This is a genomic window from Mesorhizobium sp. B4-1-3, assembly GCF_006439355.1.
In the GTDB taxonomy this organism is placed as follows: Bacteria; Pseudomonadota; Alphaproteobacteria; order Rhizobiales; family Rhizobiaceae; genus Mesorhizobium.
The window spans coordinates 43,491-64,985 of record NZ_VFTG01000030.1 but is presented as its reverse complement, the minus strand read 5'-3'; the positions used below and the strand labels follow the sequence as shown (position 1 = coordinate 64,985).

The window sequence follows — 21,495 nt, the reverse complement described above, 5'->3', positions numbered from 1 at the left end:
ATCGCAAGCAAAATGCGAAGAGCCAACTGGAGCAGAGACTTCTTCTATGAGCTCTTTACTCATATGCGATAGCCCTGGTCGATCGGGGGAGAGGTGTCGAGCGAAGCTCGACGGAATCGGGGTCGATCTGACGCGGCGCGAGACAATGCATACGCGCATGCCCACAGCCGGCTGCCAAGCATGACCAAGGTCTACGTCTCTTCGGTCATCCCGGCCCCGGCCGCGGACGTCTGGAAGGTGGTGCGCGACTTCAACGGCTTGCCGGGTTGGGCACCTTTCGTGGCCGAGAGCCGCATCGAGCAGAACGCGCATGCCGACCGGATCGGCTGCATCCGCAATTTCACGCTCAAGGATGGCGGACGGATCCGCGAAAAACTGCTGGCGCTGTCGGACTACGATCTCTCCTGCAGCTATGCGATCCTGGAGAGCCCGATGCAGGTGGAGAACTATGTCGCCACCCTGTCGCTGACGCCGATTACCGACGGCAATTTGACCCTGGCCGAATGGCAGGCGGAATTCGATTGCGCGCCTGGGCGCGAGGCGGCGCTGACGCAGCAGATCGGCAACGGCGTATTCCAGGCCGCGTTCACCGCGCTGAAGCAGCGCTTCGGGCGCTGATCCGGCGCCAATGGTCGAGGTCCGCCAGAGCACGGTCATCGATGCCCCGATCGAGGAGGTCTGGGCGATCCTGCGCGATTTCAACGGCCACGACCGCTGGCACCCGGCCATCGCGTCGAGCGAGATCGACGGCGGCGAGCCGGCCGACGCGGTCGGCGCCGTGCGCCATTTCCGCCTGGCAGACGGCGGCGAACTGCGCGAGCAGCTTCTGGCGCTCTCCGACAAGGATCGCCGGCTGAGCTACTGCCTGCTCGAGGCGCCGCTGCCGTTGATGGGCTATGTCGCGTCGATACGGCTGAAGCCGGTGACCGACGGCAACGCCACCTTCTGGGAATGGCGCTCGGAATTCCACCCGCCGGCGCATCGCCGCGACGAGCTGGTGAAGCTGGTCGCCGAGGACATCTACCGCGCCGGCTTTGCCGCGATCCGCAATCTGCTCGCAGGCCGCGACGCCGCCATGCCGGCCGCGGCAAGGCCGTCACCGGCAGTCATCCCGTCGAGGCCGACAAGCGTCGCGCCTAGCTCGATCCCGGCACCGTCGATCCTCGCACCGCCCTTGGGCGCGAAGGAAACGACGCGTGCGATCCTCGTCGAGCGCTATGGCGGGCCGGACGTGCTGCGGCTGAAGGAGATCGCATTGCCGCCGCCGGCGCCCAACGAGGTGCGCATCCGCCACACGGCGATCGGGGTCAACTTCATCGACGTCTATTGCCGCACCGGCTTCTTCGATCTCCTGCAACTGCCCGGGGTACCGGGCATGGAAGCCGCAGGCATTATCGAGGCTGGAGGTCCGGCGATCTCAGGCCTGTCGGTCGGCGATCGGGTAGCCTATGCCTGCCCGCCGGTCGGCGCCTATACCGAGCGCCGCAACATGACGGCCGACCTCTTGGTGCGCCTGTCGGACGACATATCGGATGAGACCGCCGCCGCGAGCCTGCTCAAGGGCGTGACGGCCAGCTTCCTGCTGCACGACATCCATGCCGTCCGGCCGGGCGAGGTCGTGCTCATCCACGCCGGCGCCGGCGGCATCGGCCAGTTGCTGGTGCAATGGGCGCGCCATCTGGGCGCCACCGTGATCGCAACCGTGTCGAGCGACGACAAGGCGCGCATCGTCGAGCGCCTCGGCGCGCACCATGTCATTGTCTACTCCCGCGAGGATTTCAGCGAGGCGGTCATGCGTCTGACCGCCGGCGCGGGCGCCAACGTCATCTATGACGCCGTCGGCGCCGACACATTCGCCGGTTCGCTTGCGGCCCTTTCGGTGCGCGGTCATCTCGTCAGCTTCGGCCAGGCATCGGGGCCGGTGGGCAGTTGGGACATCGGCAGGTTCGCCTCCCGTTCGATCTCCCTTTCGCGGCCCAACTACGCGCATTACACTGACACCCCCGAGAAGCTCGCGCCGCATGTCGACCGCTTCTTCGCGGCATTGCGCCAGCGCGCCGTCAGGACCGCGCAGCCCGTGGCTTACAGCTTGGCCAAGGCAGCGGACGCCCACCGGGACCTGGAAGCCCGCAGGACCAGCGGTGCGCTCGTTTTGTTGCCGTAGCCGCGGATCGGGCTGCTCGCGCTCGTCAGAGCGATGAGAAGCTATTGACGCCGCTGCGCATCGGTCCTCCGCTCTCGAGCGGGCTCTCCGATTTGACATAATCTAATAGACCGCCTCATAGGCCTTGCATTGTTCGAGCACACTGCGGTCGCCGAGGAACTTCAGTTCGCCCAGCTTGTGGTCGCGGTAGACCTCGCAGAAGCCGGCGGGGAACCAGCCGCGCACGGTCCCATTGGCCATCATCCGTTCGATTGCCTCACCGAGCGATTGCGGCAGCCGCGTGAAGCCGCGGGCGGCGAGCGCCGCAGGATCGAGCAGAGAGAGATCTTCCTGCGTCGCCTGCGGCGCCTCTAGCTTTTCCACGATGCCCTGCACCCCGGCATGAACGATGGCCGCGAGCGCCAGATGCGGCGATGCCGCGGCATCGGCCGCGCGGAATTCGATGTTGTACTGCCTGGCGACGCCCTCCGGGTCGCGCGCGGTGGTCGGGCATATCCGCACCGACGCCTCCCGATCGCGGACACCGAGATTGTTGAAGGCGGCGCTCCAGCGATGCGGCGTCAGCCTGAGATAGGAAACCGATGACGGCGCCGTGAAGGCGACGATGCTGTCGAGATATTTCAGCACGCCAGCGACAAACGCTTGCGTGATCGCGGACATGCCGTGCGGACCATTCTCGTCATAGGTCGCGGGACGGCCGCTGGAATCCTCGAAGCTGAGATGGATATGGACGCCATTGCCGACACCCTCGGGATGGCGGATCGGGGTGAAGCTTGCCTCGTCGTCGAAGCGCCGCGCCGTGGCGCGGACCATCTCGCGCAGGACAAGGCCGGCATCGGCCACGCGCACGCCGCGCTCCGGACTGATCGTCACCTCGTATTGACCGACGCCGTACTCCTTCATGACCGTGTCCGGTTTCAAACCGGCCGTCTTGATCGCCGCCATCAGCGTTGCGGCGAAGGCCGCCCGGTTGCGGTAGCCTGCCATCGAATAGGCGCCGCCGCCGTCGCCGGCCTTGAGGTGGAACTCGTGTTCGAAAGCGCCGACCAGCCGGACACCCGCGACATCTTCCAGCTTCTTCAGCGCCGATTTCAGGATGGAGCGCGTGCAGCACTCCCAGGGAGCGCCGTCGAGGGTCAGGATGTCGCCGAGCATGAAGTCCTCGGCGGGGCTGCCGTCCTCGAAATCCACCGTCACGCGGCTGTTTTGGTCGGGCACCAGCAAGAGATCGCCGAGCGAACCATACGGGCTTTCGGCGATGGCATCGAAGCAGGTGATCTGCACGTTGGTGGGCGTCCAGCCCACGCCCCGCCCTGCCCGCTTCTCGATGAGCTCGAGGGGAAATGCCTTGCCACGAACACGCCCCGAGACATCGCATGTCGCGACGAAGAGCAAGGGTTCCCTTATCATTTTGTCGGCTTCCTTTCCTTATCCAGCCGCAATGCGTCCCAGGCGCGGATGCGGCTGCTTGTGGAATTCCAATCGCGTTCGGAGATATGGGTGATCATCGCGTCCACCGTGACCATGGCCGCGATGTAGCTGTCCCATGCCGTTCCGTTGTCGATCGAGAGCGCGATGACCTCGGTTGCCTCGCTGGAGACCGGCGACATCCATTTGTCGGTGAAGAGCAGGACCTCGATGCCGCTCGCCTGTTTGGCCGTGCGCACGAGCTGTTCGAGGCGCGGCTGATAGCGGCGAAAATCGAACACCACGAAGACGTCGCGCGCCTTCATCCGCAGGATGTATTCCGGCCAGACTTCCGGATCGGGCGGGATGTGAAAGACGTCGCGCCGGATCTGGCGCAGATGGCGCGAGAAGTGCTGCGCCATGGGATCGCTGATGCGGCCGCCGATCAGATAGATCGCCCGCCTTTCGTCCGCCACCATGCCGCAGATGCGCTCGAACTGCATTTGCGTCAGCGCGGCGGGAACCGCGCGCACAATCTGGCTCGCGCGTTCGACATAGGCTTCGAGGAAGTTCGCGCCATGCGAGCTCTTGCTGTGCAACTCCACCGGCGAGCGATGCCACTCCTTGAGCTCGCCGATCAGCTTGTGCTGGAAGTCCTGGTAGCCCTGGCAACCCAGCTTGGCGACGAAGCGCGTGATGGACGGCGCCGACACGCCCGTCTTGTCGGCGAGCGCCTGGATCGTCTGCAGCCCGGCAAACGGATAGTCCGCCAGCAACGTCGAGGCGAGCTTGCGCTCGGCCGGCGTCAGCGCACTTTCAAGCTCTTCGATCTGTGCCCTGAGTTCCATTCCCGCCTTCCTCCCATGCAGAAAAAATTTAATCAATTGTCATTTTTGATTTGACATTGATGAAAAATTTTCATCATCCTGACCCAAACAAAGAAGGCAGCATGAGTATTTCCAATCAACCACAACCGACCCTTCTCGGCGTATCCGATCCGGCTCCCGTGGAGATCGTCAATCCCGCCGGCAGCGGTGACGTGCTCCTTGTCTGCGAACATGCCGGCCGAGAGATCCCAAGCTCCCTGGGAGACCTCGGCATCGCGGCGAGCGAGATGGACAGGCATATCGCCTATGACATCGGCGCGCGCGATCTTGCCTTGATGCTCTCCGAGCGCCTCGATGCGCGCCTCGTCGCGCAGCGATACAGCCGGCTGGTCATCGATTGCAACAGGCCGACGGAGGCCGAGGACTCCATCCCGCCAATTAGCGACGGGACCGAAATACCGGCCAACAGGAACCTCGACGCTCAGGAGCGGGCGCAGCGGGCGGCGGAGATCTTCGCGCCGTTCGACCGCGCGCTGGCGCGGGCGATCCGGGATCGCCGGCCGAAGGCTATCTTCGCGATCCACAGCTTCAATCCGGTGCTGCGGGGCGTGTCGAGGCCGTGGGACATCGGCTTCCTCTACCGGAAGGACGAGCGGACCTCCCCGGCGCTCAAACGACATCTCCTTGCGGCCGCGCCGTATCTTTCGATCGGCATGCAGGAGCCTTACGCGATCAGCGATCAATCCGATTGGTTCGTACCGGTGCATGGCGAGCGCAACGGCATCGCCCACGGCCTGATCGAGGTACGCAACGACCATATTTCGCACCCTGAAGGCGTGGCGCGTTTCGCTGGCCTTCTCGCGGGCGCGATCGACGATTTCATGAAGAAGGGCGACTAAGGAATGGAACTGACACGCAACGTTCCGCTGGTGCCGGAACAATCCTGCATCCTGTTCATCGATGTGCAGAATTTCTCGGCGCATCCGGATGGCGGTGAATTCAAGGACCTCGGCAAAGCCGAGTTCGAGGAAAAATACGGCTGGTTCTTCAAGCGCATCCAGAGTGAGACCATCCCGAACATGAAGCGGCTGCTGGATGCCTTCCGCGCCGGCGGGATCGAGGTCATGCACACGACGATCGAAAGCCTGACGAAGGACGGCCGCGACCGCAGCCTGGACTACAAGATCACCGGCTTTCACGTGCCCAAGGGTTCCTGGGACGGCAAAGTCATCGACGAACTGGCGCCCGCCGACGACGAGATCTGCCTTCCCAAGACCTCCTCCTCGGTCTTCGTCTCGACCCATATCGACTACATTCTGCGCAATCTCGGCGTGCGCCAGCTCGTCATATCTGGGCTCCTGACCGACCAGTGCGTGGAAAGTGCGATCCGCGACGCCTGCGACCTTGGATATCTCGTCACCCAGGTGACCGATGCCTGCGCGACCTATTCGCAGGAGCGCCACGACAATTCGCTGCGCACCATCAAGGGCTATTGCCGCCAGGTGACCACCGATCAGCTTCTCGATGAATTGAAGGGGCTCGCGAAATGACCGAGACGATTTCCGCCGTCTGGAAGGCCGTCGAAGAGGACCGGGACTATGTCGTCGGGCTGACCCGGGACATCGTGCGGATACCATCCGTCAATCCGAAATTTCAGGCCGATCCCGCCATCAACCGCGAGGCCGACGTTCAGACCCGTCTCGCCGGCGAACTGGAAGCGCTGGGCTTCGGCGTCGAGCGTTGGGACGTGTTTCCGGACCGGCCCAACCTGACCGGCGAATGGGCGGGCAACGACGAGAAAAGCCTTATTCTCTGTGGCCATGTCGACGTCGTGCCGGTGGGCGATCAGTCGAAGTGGAATTGCGATCCGTTCGGCGGCGACATCAAGGACGGCCGCATCTGGGGCCGCGGCGCGATCGACATGAAGGCCGGCGTCGCCGCCTGCGTGGCGGCGGCGCGCGCGGTCCGCAAGGCGGGCGTCAAGCTCGACGGCCGGCTCGCCATCCACACCGTGGTCGACGAGGAGGCCGGGGGCTTCGGGGCGATGGATCTGGTCAAACGTTCGCGCCTGGCAAAGAGCGCCATCATCGCCGAGCCGACCTGGGGCAACATCGTGCCGGCCGAAGGCGGTCTCACCTGGGTGCGTGTGACGATTTTCGGCAAGCAGGCGCATGCCGGCTGGCGCTTCAACTCGATCTGGCCGCAGCCGCATGTCGAGGGCCGGCTCACGCCCGGCGTCAACGCGATCGAGCTCGCCACGCGCTTCCTGATGGCGCTGCGCGATTTCGAGACCTCGCGCTGCCGCGACAACTGGCATCCGCTGGTGCCAGCAGGCCTTGCCACGATCAATCCGGGCGTCATCCGCGGCGGCGCGGGCATGGGGCCGGACGGCACGCCGGCGATCATGACCAACGCGGCCATCATCCCCGACATCGTCACCGTCGATCTCGACTACAAATTCATGCCGCAGGAGAAGTTCGAGGACGTGAAGGCGGAGTTCGAGAACTTCGTCCACCATTTCGCCGCCTCCGACGCCTGGATGCGGGATCATCCGCCAGCGATAGAGTGGGATCTCTTCGGCCTCAATTTTCCGCCGATGAACACGCCGGTCGACGCACCGATCGTGCAATCGCTCAACAAGCGCGCCACGGAGGCGCAGGCCAAGGCGCCGGCGATCAAGGGTTTCGAAGCCGTCACCGATGCGGCGCACTACGCCGGCGCCGGCGTGGTGCCGGTGATCTACGGACCTGCCGGCGACGGCTTCCACGGCGACAATGAATGCGTGGAGATCGACAGCCTGATCGAGACCACGAAGGTCATCGCCGCGGCCATCCTCGACACGTGCGGCGCCGCCTGAACTGACCGACCAACAAATCAACAAAGCAAAATATCAAGGGGTAACGAAATGATCACCGGACGCGTCCTCATGGGAGCAGTATCGGTCGTGGCGCTCTTCGCCACGTCCGCATTCGCCTATGCCGACACCGTGAAGCTCGGTGTGGTGTACTCGCGCCGCTCACCGCATTGAGCGTCGCCAAACGCGAGAATCTTGTCCCTGGCTCAGCCGGTCGGGAAAATCGCGCCGGCTACATACGCAATAAAATCATATAGCTTAGCGAAAAGGCGATGGTACCGTTGGCTGGGCTCGAACCAGCGACCCCCAGATCCACAATCTGGTGCTCTAACCAACTGAGCTACAACGGCACGCGTGCCTGAGCTGGATCGAGGTGAAGCGTCTTTCTCCGTGATCCGCCCTGTCGTTCGGCGATGCGTCCAATACGGGCTATCGAATTCTAATTCAAGGGCCTTGATAAGGCAAAGGACGGGTTTCCTCATCCGCCTTTCGTCAAGGCAAAAGAAAAGGCCGGCGGGAGGAGGTGCCGGCCTTTTCCTGTTACGAGCCAGCGGGAGGAGGTGCTGGCTGGTCACCCCGGAGACGGAGGGAGGAGGTTCCATCCCCGGGTATCTGGTTATTCAACCCTATCGCACGACTATTTGTCTGACGAAATGCGACGTTTTGATGCATCGCAGGGTTGTGCGCCGAATCAGGCAGCCTTGGCGTCCTTTATCGCCTTCTCGAAGGCGGTCTTGACGGGCCTGGAGACATCCTCGACCGCCTTGGTGGCAGCGGTCTGGAACTCCTTGGCCTGCTCGACGGCCATTTCGACGCGCTTACGCAGGAAGGCGGTCTGCAGTTCGACGACTTCCGAAAGGGTCTTGGCGCCGACAAGGGCTTCGAGGTGCGAGAAGCTGGCCTCGGCATTGGCGCGCAACGCGGCGATGGCCTTCAGCGAAACGTCGCTGGAAATGGTCTTGGCGGTCTCATAGGTCGACTGCAGAACCTTCTGGGTCTCCTCGGCGCCGGTCTTGAGCTTGGAGTAGGCTTCCTTCGACTGCTCGACGCCCTTCTCAGCGAAGGCGCGGATCTGGTCGGTGGCGTTGGAAGCGTCGAAGCTAGGGAATTCGACGTTTTCGATGGTCTCAGCGGCGGTCTTGGCAGTGGTCTTGGACATTTTCCAACCTTTTCAGGATAGCGGCTTTGACAGAAAGCCGTCTCATTCATGTATGGTGGCAATATAAAGGCTTTCTTGTGCATTGCAACATTTTTGTTGCAGCGCACCATAAAATCTTTCCCAAGCGTCAGCAATAGGGCGTAGCCATTGGGCCGTTAACCAAGAGCCCAGAGATTTCGACCTATGCAAGCCTAGGCTTGTGGACCTTGGGGCCATGGGCTTTTATTAACAAAGCGTTAACTGACAAATGCCCACTCAGGAGGGTCGGCCAGCGCATGCCGCCTGAAAACTACTCCTTTCTCGACGTCGCCGTGCTCGACGCGGTGCGCCAGCGCTTTGCCGCGGGCGATGCCTTGGCCATTTTGTCGGCCGACCTCGAACAGGTGATCTGGGCGAACGGTCCGGGAGCGTCGGTGTTCGGTTATCCGGACATCGAAGCGATCATCGGCGCCTCTGCGCGGCTGCCGCTGATTGCCCGGCGACAGATCATGGCGACCAGCGGTTTTCCGGATATCGGCAGCGACCGCGCCATCACGGTCAGGCTGGCCGCCGGCATGGTGAGCCGCGCCGTCGGCTTCCTGGCCAGCGCGGTGACGATGCCGGACGGCGAGAAGGCAATCCTGCTTGCGCTACCGGCGGCGCAGACCAATTCGCGCAGTGCCGGCGAGATCGCCGGCCGCGCCATCGGCGGTTTTACCGAGACCGGGCATTTCATTGCCTTCGTCGACGCGCAAGGCGGCGTTGAAGCAGCCTCGGACGGCTTCGCAGCGCTCGGCATCGAGGCTCGGACGCTGGCTGCCCTGGTCGCGGATGTGGCAAGCAGCGGCGACCGCGTCGTCAAGCGCCTGGTGCCCGGCGCCGACACCTCCTATCCGGCCGGCTTCGCGCGGCTCACCGATACCCGACATCTGCTGGTGGTGATCGACGAGGACCAGCTCGGCGACGACGGCGGCCAAGAGGATCAATCGACCGCCGACCAGCGCGATCAGACCGGCGATCGACGGGTTGCGGCACCAGAGACCGTTAGCGCTACGCCGCCAGATGAAAGCCCAGCAGTCGAGCCCGAGCCCCAGTCCGCTCCGGACAAGCCGGTGCCGGCCGCGGCGGTTGGCGAAGAGGCCGAGCCGGCCCCAGGCGATACCAACGGCGATGCACGATCCGACGCCGACAGCCGGACCTTCGTCGGCCAGCAGCCCACCGCCGATCATCAAGCCGACGCCGCCGGCTCCAGCAGGGAGCCCGCCGATGCCAGCGCCGGCGAGCACGACCATTGGTACTTCAATGCCGGCAACGAGGATGCCGGGCATGCTCGCCCCGCGACGCCGGCGAAGGACGCGCCGGTAGGGGCCGCGACGGCCGAAGACCAGGGACAGGGTGGCGGCGAAACCACGACATCAGCCCAGCCGCCCCGCGGCATCGACCGCTCCGCGCCGCCGTTGCGCTTCGTCTGGCGCACCGACGCCGAAGGCAGGTTCAGCGCGCTGTCGCCCGAATTCGCCAACATCGTCGGCCAGCCTGCCGCCGATGTGATTGGCCGCCGCTTCAGGGATGTCGCCGCCACTTTCGGCCTCGATGCCTCGGGCGAGATCGCCGGTCTGCTCGATCGGCGCGATACCTGGTCCGGCCGCTCGGTGCTTTGGCCGGTGGCCGGAACCGGTCTGAAGATCCCCGTCGATCTGGCAGCGCTGCCCGTCTATGGCCGCAGCCGCGCCTTCGAAGGTTTTCGCGGTTTCGGCGTCGCGCGCGCGGCCGACGCCGTGGTCGATCCCGAAGCGATTGGCATGGCCTTGGTGCCGAATGCCGCCCCAACCGTGGCCACCTCCGACGGTACCGAACCGTCGGCCGAACGGCCGGCAGCGGAGCGGACGCCAACGCAGCAGCCAAAGCCCGAAGATCCGTTCCGGGGCGAAGTGCCGGCGCTGAGCATCGTGCCGAAGCCGGAGCGGCGCTTCGCCGACAAGGTGATAAGGCTGGCCGAGCATCGCCATCCGGCCAACGACAAGCAGCCGGGGAGCGACACGCCGGCAAATCAGCGGAGCCTGTCGGTCCTCGAGCGCAGTGCCTTCCGCGAGATCGGCGAGCGGCTGCGCAAGGACAGCTCTGCCCCCGCCGAGCCGAATGCCCCCAAAGCCGACAAGCAACCCGATGCGGCCGCAGCCGGCGAGGACACGGCGGCGGTAAAAAAACCGGCCGACGAAGCGAGGGCCGGCGCAAACCAGCCGCTTCCGCCCGACGCGGCGAAGCACGACGATTCCGCGCGGCAAGCAAGCCAGACATCCGCACCGGAAGCCTCGGAAGCCGACGACGCGAAGGCCGATGCGGAGACCGCGGAGGCGCAGACCGAGGCGGAAGACCAGGAAGACCTGGCGCGTCTCGACGGCATCGATGACGCCGCCGAGAGGGGCGCCGCCGGCCAGACCGGGACCTCGGCCGGTTCCGGCTCGCTGCTCAACTATGCCGATGAGGAAAAATCTGCCGAGGAAATTGGAGGCGCGCCGGTTTCCCAGCCCGAACAGGCAGAGGACGCTCGGCAGGCAGCCGTGGAGCCGCAGCAGCCAGCCGTCGCGCAGCCGGTCGCCACCGGGCAGCCCGCCCCCCAGGCCACGGCCGACGACGACAGCATGACTGCCGACGATTTCCGCGATGCGCAGGACAATGAGGATTGGGCGGGCTCCGACGCGGATGCCGCCACGGCCGCGGAAGAACAGCCGGAAGGGACCGCGGCGCGGCCGCGCCTCGACGTACCGCGGCTCAAATCCTCGGGTTTCGTGCCGTCCGCGTTTTCGACCGGAGAGGAAGCCAAGGCACCCGATACATCCATCCTCGCCAGGCTGCCGGTGCCGCTGCTCATCCATTCGGGCGACGAGCTGCACTATGCCAATGACGCCTTCCTCGAACTCACCGGCTATGACGCGCTGGACGATCTCGCGGATGCGGGGGGCCTAGGCGCGCTCTTTGCCGATCCCTATGCCGAGGATACCGCCACGGATGAAAGCGACCACTCGCTGAAGCTCAAGACCCGCCACGGCCAGGAATTCCCGATCGACGCGCTGCTGCGCTCGGTGCCGTGGCGCGGCGGCAAGGCGCTGATGCTGGTGGTGCGGCGTTCCGGCGAGGACGACGCAGCGCATTTCACCGCTGCCAACGACGAACCGGCGCTGCAGCCGGACGTGCCGGAACTGAAATCGCGCATCGCCGAGATGCGCACCATCATCGACACCGCTACCGACGGCGTCGTGCTGATCGGCCGTGACGGCAACATCCGCTCGATCAGCCGGCCGGCGGAAGCCCTGTTCGGTTTTGACAGCGACGAGGTCGCGGGCAAGCCCTTCGCCTCGCTGTTTGCCATAGAAAGCCAGCGCGCGGCGCGCGACTATCTCGCCGGGCTTTCGGAGCCGGGCGTGGCGAGCGTCTTGAATGATGGCCGGGAAGTCATCGGCCGCGAGGCGCAGGGGCGTTTCATCCCGCTGTTCATGACCATCGGCAGGTTGCCCAACGACAGCGGCTTCTGCGCCGTGGTGCGCGACATCACGCAATGGAAGCGGGCTGAGGAAGACCTGACGCAGGCGCGCGCGGTGGCCGAGCGCGCCTCCTCGCAGAAGACGGATTTCCTGGCCCGCATCAGCCACGAGATCCGCACCCCCCTCAACGCCATCATCGGGTTTTCCGAGCTGATGGTCGACGAGAAATTCGGTCCGATCACCAACGACCGCTATCGCGACTACCTGCGCGACATCAACCGGTCAGGCAACCATGTGCTCGACCTCGTGAACGACCTGCTCGACATCTCCAAGATCGAGGCCGGCCAGCAGGAGATGGATTACGAGGCGGTGTCGCTCAACGACACGCTGGCCGAGACGGTGGCGATGATGCAGCCGCAGGCCAATCGCGAACGCGTCATCATCCGCTCCAGCTTCGCCTCGCGACTGCCGGAAGTGGTGGCAGATCTCAGAAGCGTGCGCCAGATCGCCCTCAACATCCTGTCCAACGCCATCCGCTACACCCAGGCCGGCGGCCAGGTGATCGTCTCGACCGCTTACGAGGCCTCGGGCGATGTCGTCATGCGCGTGCGGGACACCGGCATCGGCATGACGCAGGCCGAGATCGAGCAAGCGCTGAAGCCGTTCAAGCAGATCAATGCGCTGAAGCGCGGACGCGGCGACGGCACCGGCCTCGGCCTGCCGCTCACCAAGGCCATGGTGGAGGCGAACCGCGCCCGCTTCGCCATCACCTCGACGCCTGGCGAAGGAACGCTGGTCGAGGTCGCCTTCCCCTCGACTCGCGTGCTTGCCGAATAAGATCGCCGGGAAGGCGGCCAAAGAAAAAGGCGTCCTGGAGGACGCCTTGAGAAATGGGATGCTGTCACAACGGGGGCTTGAGCTGAACCTCAGGGGCGAGGAACGGGATTTCTCCCTCAAGTTACACGCGACTATCGAGGTCGGCCGTTAACAAGTCCTTACCGGGGCCCAAAAAAATTTACGAATGTGTACCACCCATGAAATCTAGGTAAATTCGGTGGACATATTTTGTTAACGGTTAGCTCGCGAGTTGCGGCAGATCGCGGAACAGCTCCAACGCCTCGGGATTGGCGAGCGCTTCCTTGTTCTTCACAGTGCGGCCGTGGACCACGTCGCGGACCGCGAGCTCGGTGATCTTGCCGGACTTGGTGCGCGGGATATCGGTGACGGGGACGATCCTGGCCGGCACGTGACGTGGGCTGGCGCCGGTTCGGATCCTGGCGCGGATGCGCTTTTCCAGGTCCTCGTCCAGGCTAATGCCGGCTGCCAGCCGTACGAACAGCACGACACGCACGTCGTTGTCGAAATCCTGGCCGATGCAAAGCGCCTCGAGTATCTCCGGCATCTGCTCGACCTGGTTGTAGATTTCGGCCGTGCCGATCCGGACCCCGCCCGGATTGAGCGTGGCGTCGGACCGACCATGGATGATCATGCCGCCATGGGCCGTCCATTCGGCAAAGTCGCCATGGCACCAGACGTTGTCGAAACGCTCGAAATAGGTGGCGTGATATTTCTTGCCTTCGGGATCGTTCCAGAAGCCGATCGGCATCGACGGGAAGGCCTTGGTGCAGACGAGCTCGCCCTTTTCCTGCCGGACAGGCTTGCCGTCGTCGTCCCAGACGTCCACCGCCAAGCCAAGGCCAGGGCCCTGGATCTCGCCGGTCCAGACCGGCTCGGTCGGCACGCCGAGCACGAAGCAGGAGACGATGTCGGTGCCGCCCGAGATCGAGGCCAGATGCACGTCCTTCTTGATGCCGTCATAGACGAAGCGGAAATCCTCCGGCGACAGCGGCGAGCCGGTGGAGGAGATGGTGCGCACGCTCGCCAGATCGTGGCTGGCGATCGGCTTCAGACCGGCCTTGCGAACCGAATCGATGAACTTGGCCGAGGTGCCGAAATAGGTCATGTTCTCAGCATCGGCGAAGTCGAACAGCACATTGCCGTCGGGGTAGAAGGGCGAGCCGTCATAGAGCAGCAGCGTCGCGCCGGAAGCGAGGCCCGAGACCAGCCAGTTCCACATCATCCAGCCGCAGGTGGTGAAATAGAACAGCCTATCGCCGTCGAGCAGGCCGGCGTGCAGCCGATGCTCCTTGACGTGCTGGATCAGCGTGCCGCCGGCCGAATGAACGATGCATTTCGGGATGCCGGTCGTGCCCGAGGAAAACAGGATGTAGAGCGGATGCGCGAAGGGCAGCCGCTCGAAGCTGACGGTCTTCACCGCAAAGGGCGAGAGCGCATCTTCGAGCGCGGTCGCCTTGTCGATGGTGGCGGCGACGTCCTGACAGGTGCCGAGATAGTCGATGATCAGGACCTTGCGCAGCGTCGTAAGCTTGTCCGCGACAGCACGGACCTTGTCGGCCACCTCGATCGCTTTGCCGTTGTACCAATAGCCGTCGGGCGCGACGAAGACGACCGGCTCGATCTGGCCGAAGCGGTCGAGCACGCCCTGCTCGCCGAAATCGGGAGAGCATGACGACCAGACAGCGCCGATCGAGCTTGCCGCCAGCATCGCGGCGATGGTCTCGGGCATGTTCGGCATCATGGCGGCGATGCGGTCGCCGGCCTTGACGCCCAGCGACAGGAAGAGCTGCTGCAGCCGTGAAGTCAGCGCATGGAGTTCGTTCCAGGAGAGCCGGCGCTCGACCTTGTCCTCGCCGCGGAAGACGATGGCCTCACCGCCGCCGGTCTTCTGCAAAAGATTTTCGGCGAAATTCAGCCTGGCGTCGGGGAAGAAGCTGGCGCCGGGCATCCGCTCGCCGTCGACGAGGCCCCGCTCGCCCTTGTCGCCGACAAGCCCACAGAAATCCCAGACCAGGCTCCAGAAGGCTTCGCGGTTGTCGATCGACCAGCGATGGAGTTCGGCATAGGAGGGAAAACTGGCGCCGGCATGCGCTTCCGCGGCCTTGGTGAAAGCAGTAAGGGGGGCGGCATCAATCCGCTCCTGCGTCGGGCTCCACAAAGGTGTGTCGGCGGCCATAATCGCTCCTCCCAAAGCGCGTCGCGTTCGAGCCAGTTAAGCTCAACGTCGCCTATGCCATCGTCCCAAAAACGGCGCGCGATTGCGGATCGGGATCGTGCAGCCCGCTTATGCATATTGCAGCGCAGCAGAGCAAGATTTTGTTCCGGTGACCCGTGGCTGCGGGTGCGCAAATGCCATCGCAAGGCCATAAAGACTTGAAAAGCGTCGGCGCTCGGTTACACCCGTCGGGCGGTTTTGTCGGCAACGAAAGCATACGGGGCGAAATGCCATCATCTCTGATCCGGCGCGGGGTGTGGGCGATCGGCGTTGCCGTGCTCATCATCGCGCTCGCGGTCGCGGCGTTGCCGCTGATTGCCTCGACACGCATCGTGCGCGACCGCATCGCCTGGGAATTGAGCGCCTGGAGCGGCTTCAGGGTCACGATCGACGGCTCGCCGCGCATCGAAGTGTGGCCGAAGTTCCGGGCGATCCTCAGCGACGTGACGCTGTCGCAATGGACCGAGACCGAAACGCCGCCGGTGATCGAGGCCGACCGCGTCGAAGTCGATCTCTCAGCCATGGCTGCCCTGCAGGGCGACGTCGCCTTCTCGACCGCAAGGCTGGTGCGCCCGACGATCAGGGCGCAGCGCACGGCGAGCGGCTTCTATCTGCCGCCACTTCCGACCGGCGGGCGCATCACGCGCTCGATCGATACCGCGCGCGGCATTGTCACCGCCAACCCGCAGAAGCCGGACCTCGGCAGATTACCTTCCGATCCGTTCGGCACCGTGGAATTCCGCGATGGCCGCGTGGTGACTTCGGTTGACGGCAAGGACACCGAAATCCTGAGCAGCCTGAACGGCCAGGTCAACTGGGAAGCGATGAACAGCGATGCATCGCTGACCGTGACCGGAATCTGGCGCGGCGAGAGCGTGCAGCTCGATTTCTCCTCGCCAAAACCGCTGGTGCTGTTTGCCGGAGGGCCAGCCCCCGTCACCTTCTCCTTCAAGGCGGCGCCCGCGACGTTCTCGTTCGACGGAACGGCCTCGATGTCGGACAACGCCTATCTGGACGGCCAGGCAAAGTTCGCCGCGCCGTCGCTGCGGCGCGTGCTGGAATGGTCGCAGGCCGGCATCGCGCCAGGCGCTGCGATCGGCGCCGTCTCGATTGCCAGCAAGGTGAACGCCTCGGCGGGGCGCGCGAAATTCGAGAACACCACGGTCACGCTCAACAACAATCCGGGCATGGGAGCGCTGGATTTGTCCTTCGCCGAGGGACGCCCGGTGATTGCCGGCACGCTCGCCTTCGATACGCTGGACCTCAGATCCTTCCTGTCGGCTTTCACGCCTGTCGCGCCCACCGGCGAGGCCGGCCCCGGCGACATCGACACCAGCTTCGCCGACCGCATCAATCTGGACCTTAGGCTGTCGGCGGCGCATGCCACGGCCGGACCGGTGCAGCTTGCCGACGTCGCGGCGACCGCGCAGGTCAAGAACGGCCTTGCCGTCTTCGACATATCCGATGCGTCGGCCTTCAACGGCACTATCCAAAGCAGCCTGCGCTTCGACCGCAAGCCGGAAGGCACGCAGGTCGAGATGCGGCTCCTGGCGTCGGATGTCGATACGGGGGCCTTTGCCACGGCGGCGGGAATGACGCGATTAGTGCCGGCCGGCACCGGGACGGTATCGGTCATCCTCAAGGGACCGGGCAAGGCCTGGAATTCCATCTTCGAGAACGCTGACGGATCGTTCTCGGCGACGTTCGGGCCGGGCACGCTCAACGGGCTCGACCTGCCGGCCTTCCTCAAGCGCAACCAGCAAGGCGGCTTCTTCGCGCTCGACGACGTCGCCAACGGTTCGCTGCCGATCGACGGGGCCGAGATCAAGGCAAGCATCTCGAAGGGCGTGGCGCGCCTGGACAAGGCCGAGATCAATGCGCAGAAATACAAGATCTGGCTGTCGGGCATTGCCTCCTATGTAGGACGCGGGCTGGCACTCTCGGGCGGCGTGATGCCCAGCGGACAGCCGGCGCAGCAGTCCCAACAGGCCAACGGTCAGGCGGCTAGCCCGCCTCCCCCTCCGCCGAACCAGTCGCTGTTCTTCGTCGGCGGCAACTGGAGCGCGCCGTTCATCTCGCCGATCGCTCCCGGCGTCACGGGTCAATAAGTTTGGGGGCGCAAAGAGCGCCCCCAGTTCCTCATTCAACCGCGTTGTGCGGCCTGCTCGTCGAGCTGGCGCTGGACCTCGCGCCGCTTGTTGGCAATCGAGGCGATGATGACGCCGATCGCCACCACTGCGATCAGGATCGTGCAGGCAGCATTGATTTCCGGGGTCACGCCGAGACGCACCTGGCTGTAGATCTTCATCGGCAGCGTGGTGGCGCCGGGACCCGAGGTGAAGCTCGCGATGACCAGATCGTCCAGCGAGAGCGTGAAAGCCAGCATCCACCCGGAGATGATCGCCGGCAGGATGACCGGCAAGGTGATCTGGAAGAAGGTCTTCACCGGCGGCGCGCCGAGATCCATCGCCGCCTCCTCCAGCGAGCGGTCGAAGGAGACCAGCCGCGACTGCACGACGACGGCGACGAAGCACATGGTGAAGGTGATGTGCGCGAGCGTCACCGTGACGAAGCCGCGATCGAGCCCGACGGCGACGAAGAGCAAGAGCAGCGAGAGGCCGGTGATGACTTCCGGCATGACCAGCGGCGCGAACACCATGCCCGAGAAGAGCACCCGCCCCCTGAAGCGGGTGTAGCGCGTGAGCGTGATGGCGGCGAGGGTGCCGAGCACGGTCGCCACCGTTGCCGAGATGACGCCGACCCGCGCCGTGACCCAGGTGGCGTCCATCAGGCCCTGGTTGTGGAACAGCGACACGTACCATTTGGTCGAGAAGCCGCCCCAGACGGTGACGAGCTTGGATTCGTTGAAGGAAAAGACGATCAGAAGCACGATCGGCAGATAGAGGAAGGCAAAGCCCAGCACGATCGAGCTGATGTTGAAGCGGCTCCAGGTCGAGTTCATCTGCCCTGCTCCTGTGCCTTTGCCTGCGCCTGCTGGAAGAACATGATCGGTATGGTCAGCACCAGGAGCAGGATGACGGCCACCGCCGACGACACCGGCCAGTCGCGGTTTGAGAAGAACTCATTCCAGAGCGTCTTGCCGATCATCAGCGTCTGCGAACCGCCGAGGAGGTCGGGAATGACGAACTCGCCGACGGCGGGGATGAACACCAGCAGGCAGCCGGCGACGACGCCGGGCAGCGACAGCGGGAAGGTGATCTTCCAGAAGGCGACGGTCGGCGGGCAGCCGAGGTCCTGCGCCGCCTCGATCAGCGAATAGTCCATCTTCTCCAGCGAGGAATAGAGCGGCAGCACCATGAAGGGCAGGTAGGAATAGACGATGCCGATGAAGATCGCGGTGTAGGTGTTGAGAATGACCAGCGGCTGGCTGACCAGGCCGGTGGCGAGCAGAACCTGGTTGAGCAGCCCTTCGGGCTTCAGGATACCGATCCAGGCATAGACCCGGATCAAGAACGAGGTCCAGAAGGGCAGGATCACCAGCATCAGCAAGGTCGGGCGGATCGTGGCCGGCGCGCGCGCCATGCCATAGGCGATCGGATAGCCGACGATCAGCGTGAGTATCGTCGAGATCGCCGCGATGATCAGGCTGGTCACGTAAGCGTTGAAATAGAGCGCATCCTGGGTGAGCCAGATGTAGTTGTCGAAGTTGAGCTCGCGGAAGCCGGCAAGGAATCCCGAGACACCATCCTTGAAGTCGAGCACCGGCGTATAAGGCGGCATCGAGATCGCCGTCTGCGACAGCGAAATCTTGAAGACGATGATGAAGGGAACGAGGAAGAGGAACAGCAGCCAGAGATAGGGAATGATGATGACGAGGCGGTTGACGAAGCCCTTCGCCAATGTTGTCGGGACTGCGGCGGTTTCGGTCGACGAGGATGCGGTGGCGGCGATGTTGGTCATGACCCGCTTCTACCTCGTCAAAACGACGCCGGCGTCCGGCCGAAAGGAGACCCAGGCGCGGTCGTTCCAGGTGAGCGGATCCTCGGTGATCCGCGAGGCGTTCAACGCGCTCGCCCGCACGATCTGCCCGTCGTCGAGCTTGATATGATAGACGGTCATGTCGCCGAGATAGGCGACGTCGTAGACCTCGCCTTCGAGCGCGTTGACGGCATCGGCCGGCTTTTTCGAGGAAACCTTGATCTTCTCCGGCCGGATCGCGAAGATGATGTCGGAGCCGGCAGCGGCGGCGCCGCCATTGTCGACGACGATCTGCGCTCCGGTCGCGCCGGTGATGCGGGTCGTGCTTGCCGTGCGCTCGGCGACCTTGCCCTCGAACATGTTCACATTGCCGACGAAATGCGCCACGAAGCGCGAGGTCGGCGCCTCGTAGATCTCGGCAGGCGTCGCGACCTGCATCACCTCGCCCTTATCCATGATGGCGATCCGGTCGGCCATGGTCATGGCCTCCTCCTGGTCGTGCGTGACGACGACGAAGGTAAGGCCGAGTTCCTGCTGAAGGTCCATCAGTTCGAACTGGGTTTCCTCGCGCAGCTTCTTGTCCAAAGCGCCGAGCGGTTCGTCGAGCAGCAGAACCTTGGGCCGCTTGGCCACCGAGCGGGCAAGCGCCACGCGCTGGCGCTGGCCGCCCGAGAGCTGGTGCGGCTTGCGCTTGGCGAACTGCTCGAGCTTGACGAGCTTCAGCATCTCGGCGACGCGCTTTTCGATATCGGCTCCAGGCATGCCTTCCTGCTTGAGGCCGAAGGCGATGTTCTTTTCCACCGTCATATGCGGGAACAGCGCGTAGGACTGGAACATCATGTTGACCGGCCGCTTGTAGGGCGGAATGCCGCGCAGGTCCTGCCCGTCGAGTAGGATGCGGCCCGCGGACGGCTCCTCGAAGCCGGCGAGCATCCTGAGCAGCGTCGACTTTCCGCAGCCGGAAGCGCCGAGCAGCGCGAAGAATTCACGCTCGAAGATGGTCAGCGACAGATTGTTGACGGCGATGAAATCACCGAACTTCTTGGTGACCCTGTCGAACTGGATATAAGGCTTGGCATTCGGGTCGTTCCATGGCGCGAAATCCCTGCGAATGCTGCCAAGCGATTTCATGATCCCCACTCCGTTACTCTTAGAAATTCCAAAAAGAAAACGACCCCGGCAGTTGGCTGCCGGGGTCGTGTCGCAATGCTCACTGGCCGGTGACGATCTTGGTCCAGGTGCGCGTGATGACGCGCTGCGTCTTGGGATCGTACGGCGCAATCGTATACAGCTTCTTCATCGTCTCTTCGTCGGGATAGACCGAAGGATCTTCCAGGATCGCCTTGTCGACGAATTGCTGTGAGGCTTTGTTGCCGTTGGCGTAGAGCACGTAATTCGACGATTTGGCGATGACTTCGGGTGTCATCATGTAGTTGATGAACTCGAGCGCGTCGGCGACGTGCGGCGCGTCAGCGGGGATCGCCATCTGGTCGAACCACATCTCGGCGCCTTCCTTGGGCACCGAATAGCCGATCTCGACACCCTGCTTGGCTTCCACAGCGCGGTTGCGCGCCTGGAAGACGTCGCCCGACCAGCCGATCGCCAGGCAGATGTCGCCATTGGCCAAGGCGTTGATGTATTCGGACGAATGGAACTTGCGGACATAGGGCCGCACCTTCAGCAACGCCTCCTCGGCCTTGGAGATGTCATCGGGAGAGGTACTGTTGGGATCGAGCCCGAGATATTTAAGCGCCGCTGGAAGGACGTCGGTGGGAGAGTCCAGCACATAGACGCCGCAATCCTTCAGCTTGGCCAGCTTGTCGGGATTGAAGAAGACGTCCCAGCTGTCGATCTTGTCGGTGCCGAGTGCGGCCTGCACCTTCTTGACGTTATAGCCGAGGCCGACCGTGCCCCACATGTAGTTGACCGAATATTCGTTGCCCGGATCGTATTTGGCGGTGCGCTCGGAAATAACGTCCCACATGTTGGAGAGGTTCGGCAGCTTCGACTTGTCGAGCTTCTGGAACACGCCCGCCTGGATCTGGCGCGCCAGGAAGTTGGCGCTCGGCACGACAACGTCATAGCCGCTGCCGCCGGCGAGCAGTTTCGTCTCCAGGATCTCGTTGGAATCGAAGGTGTCGTAGACGACCTTGATACCGGTCTTCTTGGTGAAGTCGTCGATGATCGAGCTGTCGATATAGTCCGACCAGTTGTAGACGTTGACGACGCGGTCCTCGGCGTGGCCGCTTAGTGTGAAAAGCGTCAGAAATGCCGACGTCGCCGAAAGCAAAAGCGCTTTGCGGATCATGCTGTTCTCCTTTGGTGAGTGTTCCCTCGCCGGCTCGTCGCGATATGGCGGGGCGGCGTTGGTTTCAGAGTATTGAGCTTTCCGGAGAGCGACAAGCGCGAACTGACCACGCCAGGCTCTGTCATGGCATCAAGGTTCGAGGCCTCTCGGCCTCTCCGGCGAGGCGCCCGGGCGGCGGCAACGGCATGCACCGTGGCGTATTGAGAGCTATGACGATGCTGTCCGGCCCCGAGCAGGCCGGCGGAGACACTTGGCAAGATACGCCTGTCTTGTTGTTGCCGTAATCGCAGCCTGCCCGCCCGG

Annotated in this window: 15 protein-coding genes and 1 tRNA gene; 7 read left to right on the top strand and 9 right to left on the bottom strand. The window is 64.0% G+C overall.

Annotated elements, in window-relative coordinates; translation table 11 throughout:
• Positions 1-180: 180 nt before the first annotated feature.
• Positions 181-618, top strand: a complete 438-nt coding sequence (locus FJW06_RS26160; RefSeq protein WP_140755969.1) for an SRPBCC family protein — start codon at positions 181-183, stop codon at positions 616-618.
• Between the two features lie 10 nt (positions 619-628).
• Positions 629-2,164 carry an SRPBCC family protein gene (locus FJW06_RS26155; RefSeq protein ID WP_140755967.1) on the top strand — a complete coding sequence of 512 codons (1,536 nt, stop codon included), beginning with the start codon at positions 629-631 and terminating at the stop codon, positions 2,162-2,164.
• A 102-nt stretch (positions 2,165-2,266) separates the two neighbouring features.
• Here FJW06_RS26155 and FJW06_RS26150 read toward each other — a convergent pair whose 3' ends face one another.
• Both FJW06_RS26150 and FJW06_RS26145 read right to left on the bottom strand, forming a co-directional pair.
• The gene (locus tag FJW06_RS26150; RefSeq protein ID WP_140755965.1) at positions 2,267-3,574 is read right to left on the bottom strand and encodes a glutamine synthetase family protein; all 1,308 of its coding nucleotides are present in this window, start codon (positions 3,572-3,574) and stop codon (positions 2,267-2,269) included.
• Entirely contained in the window at positions 3,571-4,419 is an 849-nt protein-coding gene (locus tag FJW06_RS26145; RefSeq protein WP_140755963.1) for a MurR/RpiR family transcriptional regulator, read from the bottom strand. The genes FJW06_RS26150 and FJW06_RS26145 overlap by 4 nt, the downstream gene beginning before the upstream one ends.
• A gap of 59 nt (positions 4,420-4,478) precedes the next feature.
• On the opposite strand from FJW06_RS26145, the gene FJW06_RS26140 reads away from it, so the two are divergent.
• The 3 genes from FJW06_RS26140 to FJW06_RS26130 are packed head-to-tail and all read left to right on the top strand — an operon-like array spanning position 4,479 to position 7,255.
• A complete protein-coding gene (locus FJW06_RS26140; protein ID WP_246674845.1) occupies positions 4,479-5,297 on the top strand; it encodes an N-formylglutamate amidohydrolase in 819 nt (272 codons plus the stop codon).
• A gap of 3 nt (positions 5,298-5,300) precedes the next feature.
• Complete coding sequence (locus FJW06_RS26135) at positions 5,301-5,948, top strand: isochorismatase family cysteine hydrolase (protein ID WP_140755959.1); 648 nt, start codon at positions 5,301-5,303, stop codon at positions 5,946-5,948.
• Complete coding sequence (locus FJW06_RS26130) at positions 5,945-7,255, top strand: ArgE/DapE family deacylase (protein WP_140755957.1); 1,311 nt, start codon at positions 5,945-5,947, stop codon at positions 7,253-7,255. The genes FJW06_RS26135 and FJW06_RS26130 overlap by 4 nt, the downstream gene beginning before the upstream one ends.
• Positions 7,256-7,525: 270 nt before the next feature.
• Here FJW06_RS26130 and FJW06_RS26125 read toward each other — a convergent pair.
• Together FJW06_RS26125 and FJW06_RS26120 are read right to left on the bottom strand one after the other, a co-directional pair.
• A tRNA-His gene (locus FJW06_RS26125) sits at positions 7,526-7,602 on the bottom strand.
• A 341-nt stretch (positions 7,603-7,943) separates the two neighbouring features.
• Entirely contained in the window at positions 7,944-8,411 is a 468-nt protein-coding gene (locus FJW06_RS26120) for a phasin (protein WP_140755955.1), read from the bottom strand.
• Between the two features lie 275 nt (positions 8,412-8,686).
• Between FJW06_RS26120 and FJW06_RS26115 the strand changes: the two genes are divergently transcribed.
• Complete coding sequence (locus tag FJW06_RS26115) at positions 8,687-12,709, top strand: PAS domain S-box protein (RefSeq protein WP_140755953.1); 4,023 nt, start codon at positions 8,687-8,689, stop codon at positions 12,707-12,709.
• A 238-nt stretch (positions 12,710-12,947) separates the two neighbouring features.
• Here the strand turns inward: FJW06_RS26115 and FJW06_RS26110 are convergent, their stop codons facing one another.
• On the bottom strand, positions 12,948-14,906 hold the full coding sequence (locus FJW06_RS26110) for an acetoacetate--CoA ligase (RefSeq protein WP_140755951.1): 1,959 nt from the start codon (positions 14,904-14,906) through the stop codon (positions 12,948-12,950).
• Between the two features lie 266 nt (positions 14,907-15,172).
• Here FJW06_RS26110 and FJW06_RS26105 point away from each other — a divergent pair, with 266 nt between their 5' ends.
• Positions 15,173-17,053, top strand: a complete 1,881-nt coding sequence (locus tag FJW06_RS26105) for an AsmA family protein (protein WP_140755949.1) — start codon at positions 15,173-15,175, stop codon at positions 17,051-17,053.
• A 35-nt stretch (positions 17,054-17,088) separates the two neighbouring features.
• Here FJW06_RS26105 and FJW06_RS26100 read toward each other — a convergent pair whose 3' ends face one another.
• The 4 genes from FJW06_RS26100 to FJW06_RS26085 form a co-directional block, all read right to left on the bottom strand.
• Entirely contained in the window at positions 17,089-17,907 is an 819-nt protein-coding gene (locus tag FJW06_RS26100) for an ABC transporter permease subunit (protein WP_140755947.1), read from the bottom strand.
• Positions 17,904-18,866 (bottom strand): ABC transporter permease subunit, encoded by a 963-nt coding sequence (locus FJW06_RS26095; RefSeq protein WP_140755945.1) that lies wholly within the window; start codon positions 18,864-18,866, stop codon positions 17,904-17,906. Before FJW06_RS26095 ends, FJW06_RS26100 begins: the two co-directional genes overlap by 4 nt.
• 9 nt (positions 18,867-18,875) lie before the next feature.
• Positions 18,876-20,015: an ABC transporter ATP-binding protein gene (locus FJW06_RS26090; RefSeq protein WP_140755943.1), complete on the bottom strand. Its 1,140-nt coding sequence runs from the start codon at positions 20,013-20,015 to the stop codon at positions 18,876-18,878.
• Between the two features lie 79 nt (positions 20,016-20,094).
• Complete coding sequence (locus tag FJW06_RS26085) at positions 20,095-21,192, bottom strand: polyamine ABC transporter substrate-binding protein (protein WP_140755941.1); 1,098 nt, start codon at positions 21,190-21,192, stop codon at positions 20,095-20,097.
• Positions 21,193-21,495 lie beyond the last annotated feature (303 nt).

Excerpts from the sequence above, each read along its gene's own strand:
- FJW06_RS26085 (WP_140755941.1), bottom strand. The coding sequence starts at position 21,192 with ATGATCCGCAAAGCGCTTTTGCTTTCGGCGACGTCGGCATTTCTGACG.
- FJW06_RS26105 (WP_140755949.1), top strand. The coding sequence starts at position 15,173 with ATGCCATCATCTCTGATCCGGCGCGGGGTGTGGGCGATCGGCGTTGCC.
- FJW06_RS26145 (WP_140755963.1), bottom strand. The coding sequence starts at position 4,419 with ATGGAACTCAGGGCACAGATCGAAGAGCTTGAAAGTGCGCTGACGCCG.
- FJW06_RS26140 (WP_246674845.1), top strand. The coding sequence starts at position 4,479 with ATGAAAAATTTTCATCATCCTGACCCAAACAAAGAAGGCAGCATGAGT.
- FJW06_RS26115 (WP_140755953.1), top strand. The coding sequence starts at position 8,687 with ATGCCGCCTGAAAACTACTCCTTTCTCGACGTCGCCGTGCTCGACGCG.
- FJW06_RS26160 (WP_140755969.1), top strand. The coding sequence starts at position 181 with ATGACCAAGGTCTACGTCTCTTCGGTCATCCCGGCCCCGGCCGCGGAC.
- FJW06_RS26100 (WP_140755947.1), bottom strand. The coding sequence starts at position 17,907 with ATGAACTCGACCTGGAGCCGCTTCAACATCAGCTCGATCGTGCTGGGC.
- FJW06_RS26095 (WP_140755945.1), bottom strand. The coding sequence starts at position 18,866 with ATGACCAACATCGCCGCCACCGCATCCTCGTCGACCGAAACCGCCGCA.
- FJW06_RS26090 (WP_140755943.1), bottom strand. The coding sequence starts at position 20,015 with ATGAAATCGCTTGGCAGCATTCGCAGGGATTTCGCGCCATGGAACGAC.
- FJW06_RS26150 (WP_140755965.1), bottom strand. The coding sequence starts at position 3,574 with ATGATAAGGGAACCCTTGCTCTTCGTCGCGACATGCGATGTCTCGGGG.
- FJW06_RS26110 (WP_140755951.1), bottom strand. The coding sequence starts at position 14,906 with ATGGCCGCCGACACACCTTTGTGGAGCCCGACGCAGGAGCGGATTGAT.
- FJW06_RS26120 (WP_140755955.1), bottom strand. The coding sequence starts at position 8,411 with ATGTCCAAGACCACTGCCAAGACCGCCGCTGAGACCATCGAAAACGTC.
- FJW06_RS26155 (WP_140755967.1), top strand. The coding sequence starts at position 629 with ATGGTCGAGGTCCGCCAGAGCACGGTCATCGATGCCCCGATCGAGGAG.
- FJW06_RS26130 (WP_140755957.1), top strand. The coding sequence starts at position 5,945 with ATGACCGAGACGATTTCCGCCGTCTGGAAGGCCGTCGAAGAGGACCGG.
- FJW06_RS26135 (WP_140755959.1), top strand. The coding sequence starts at position 5,301 with ATGGAACTGACACGCAACGTTCCGCTGGTGCCGGAACAATCCTGCATC.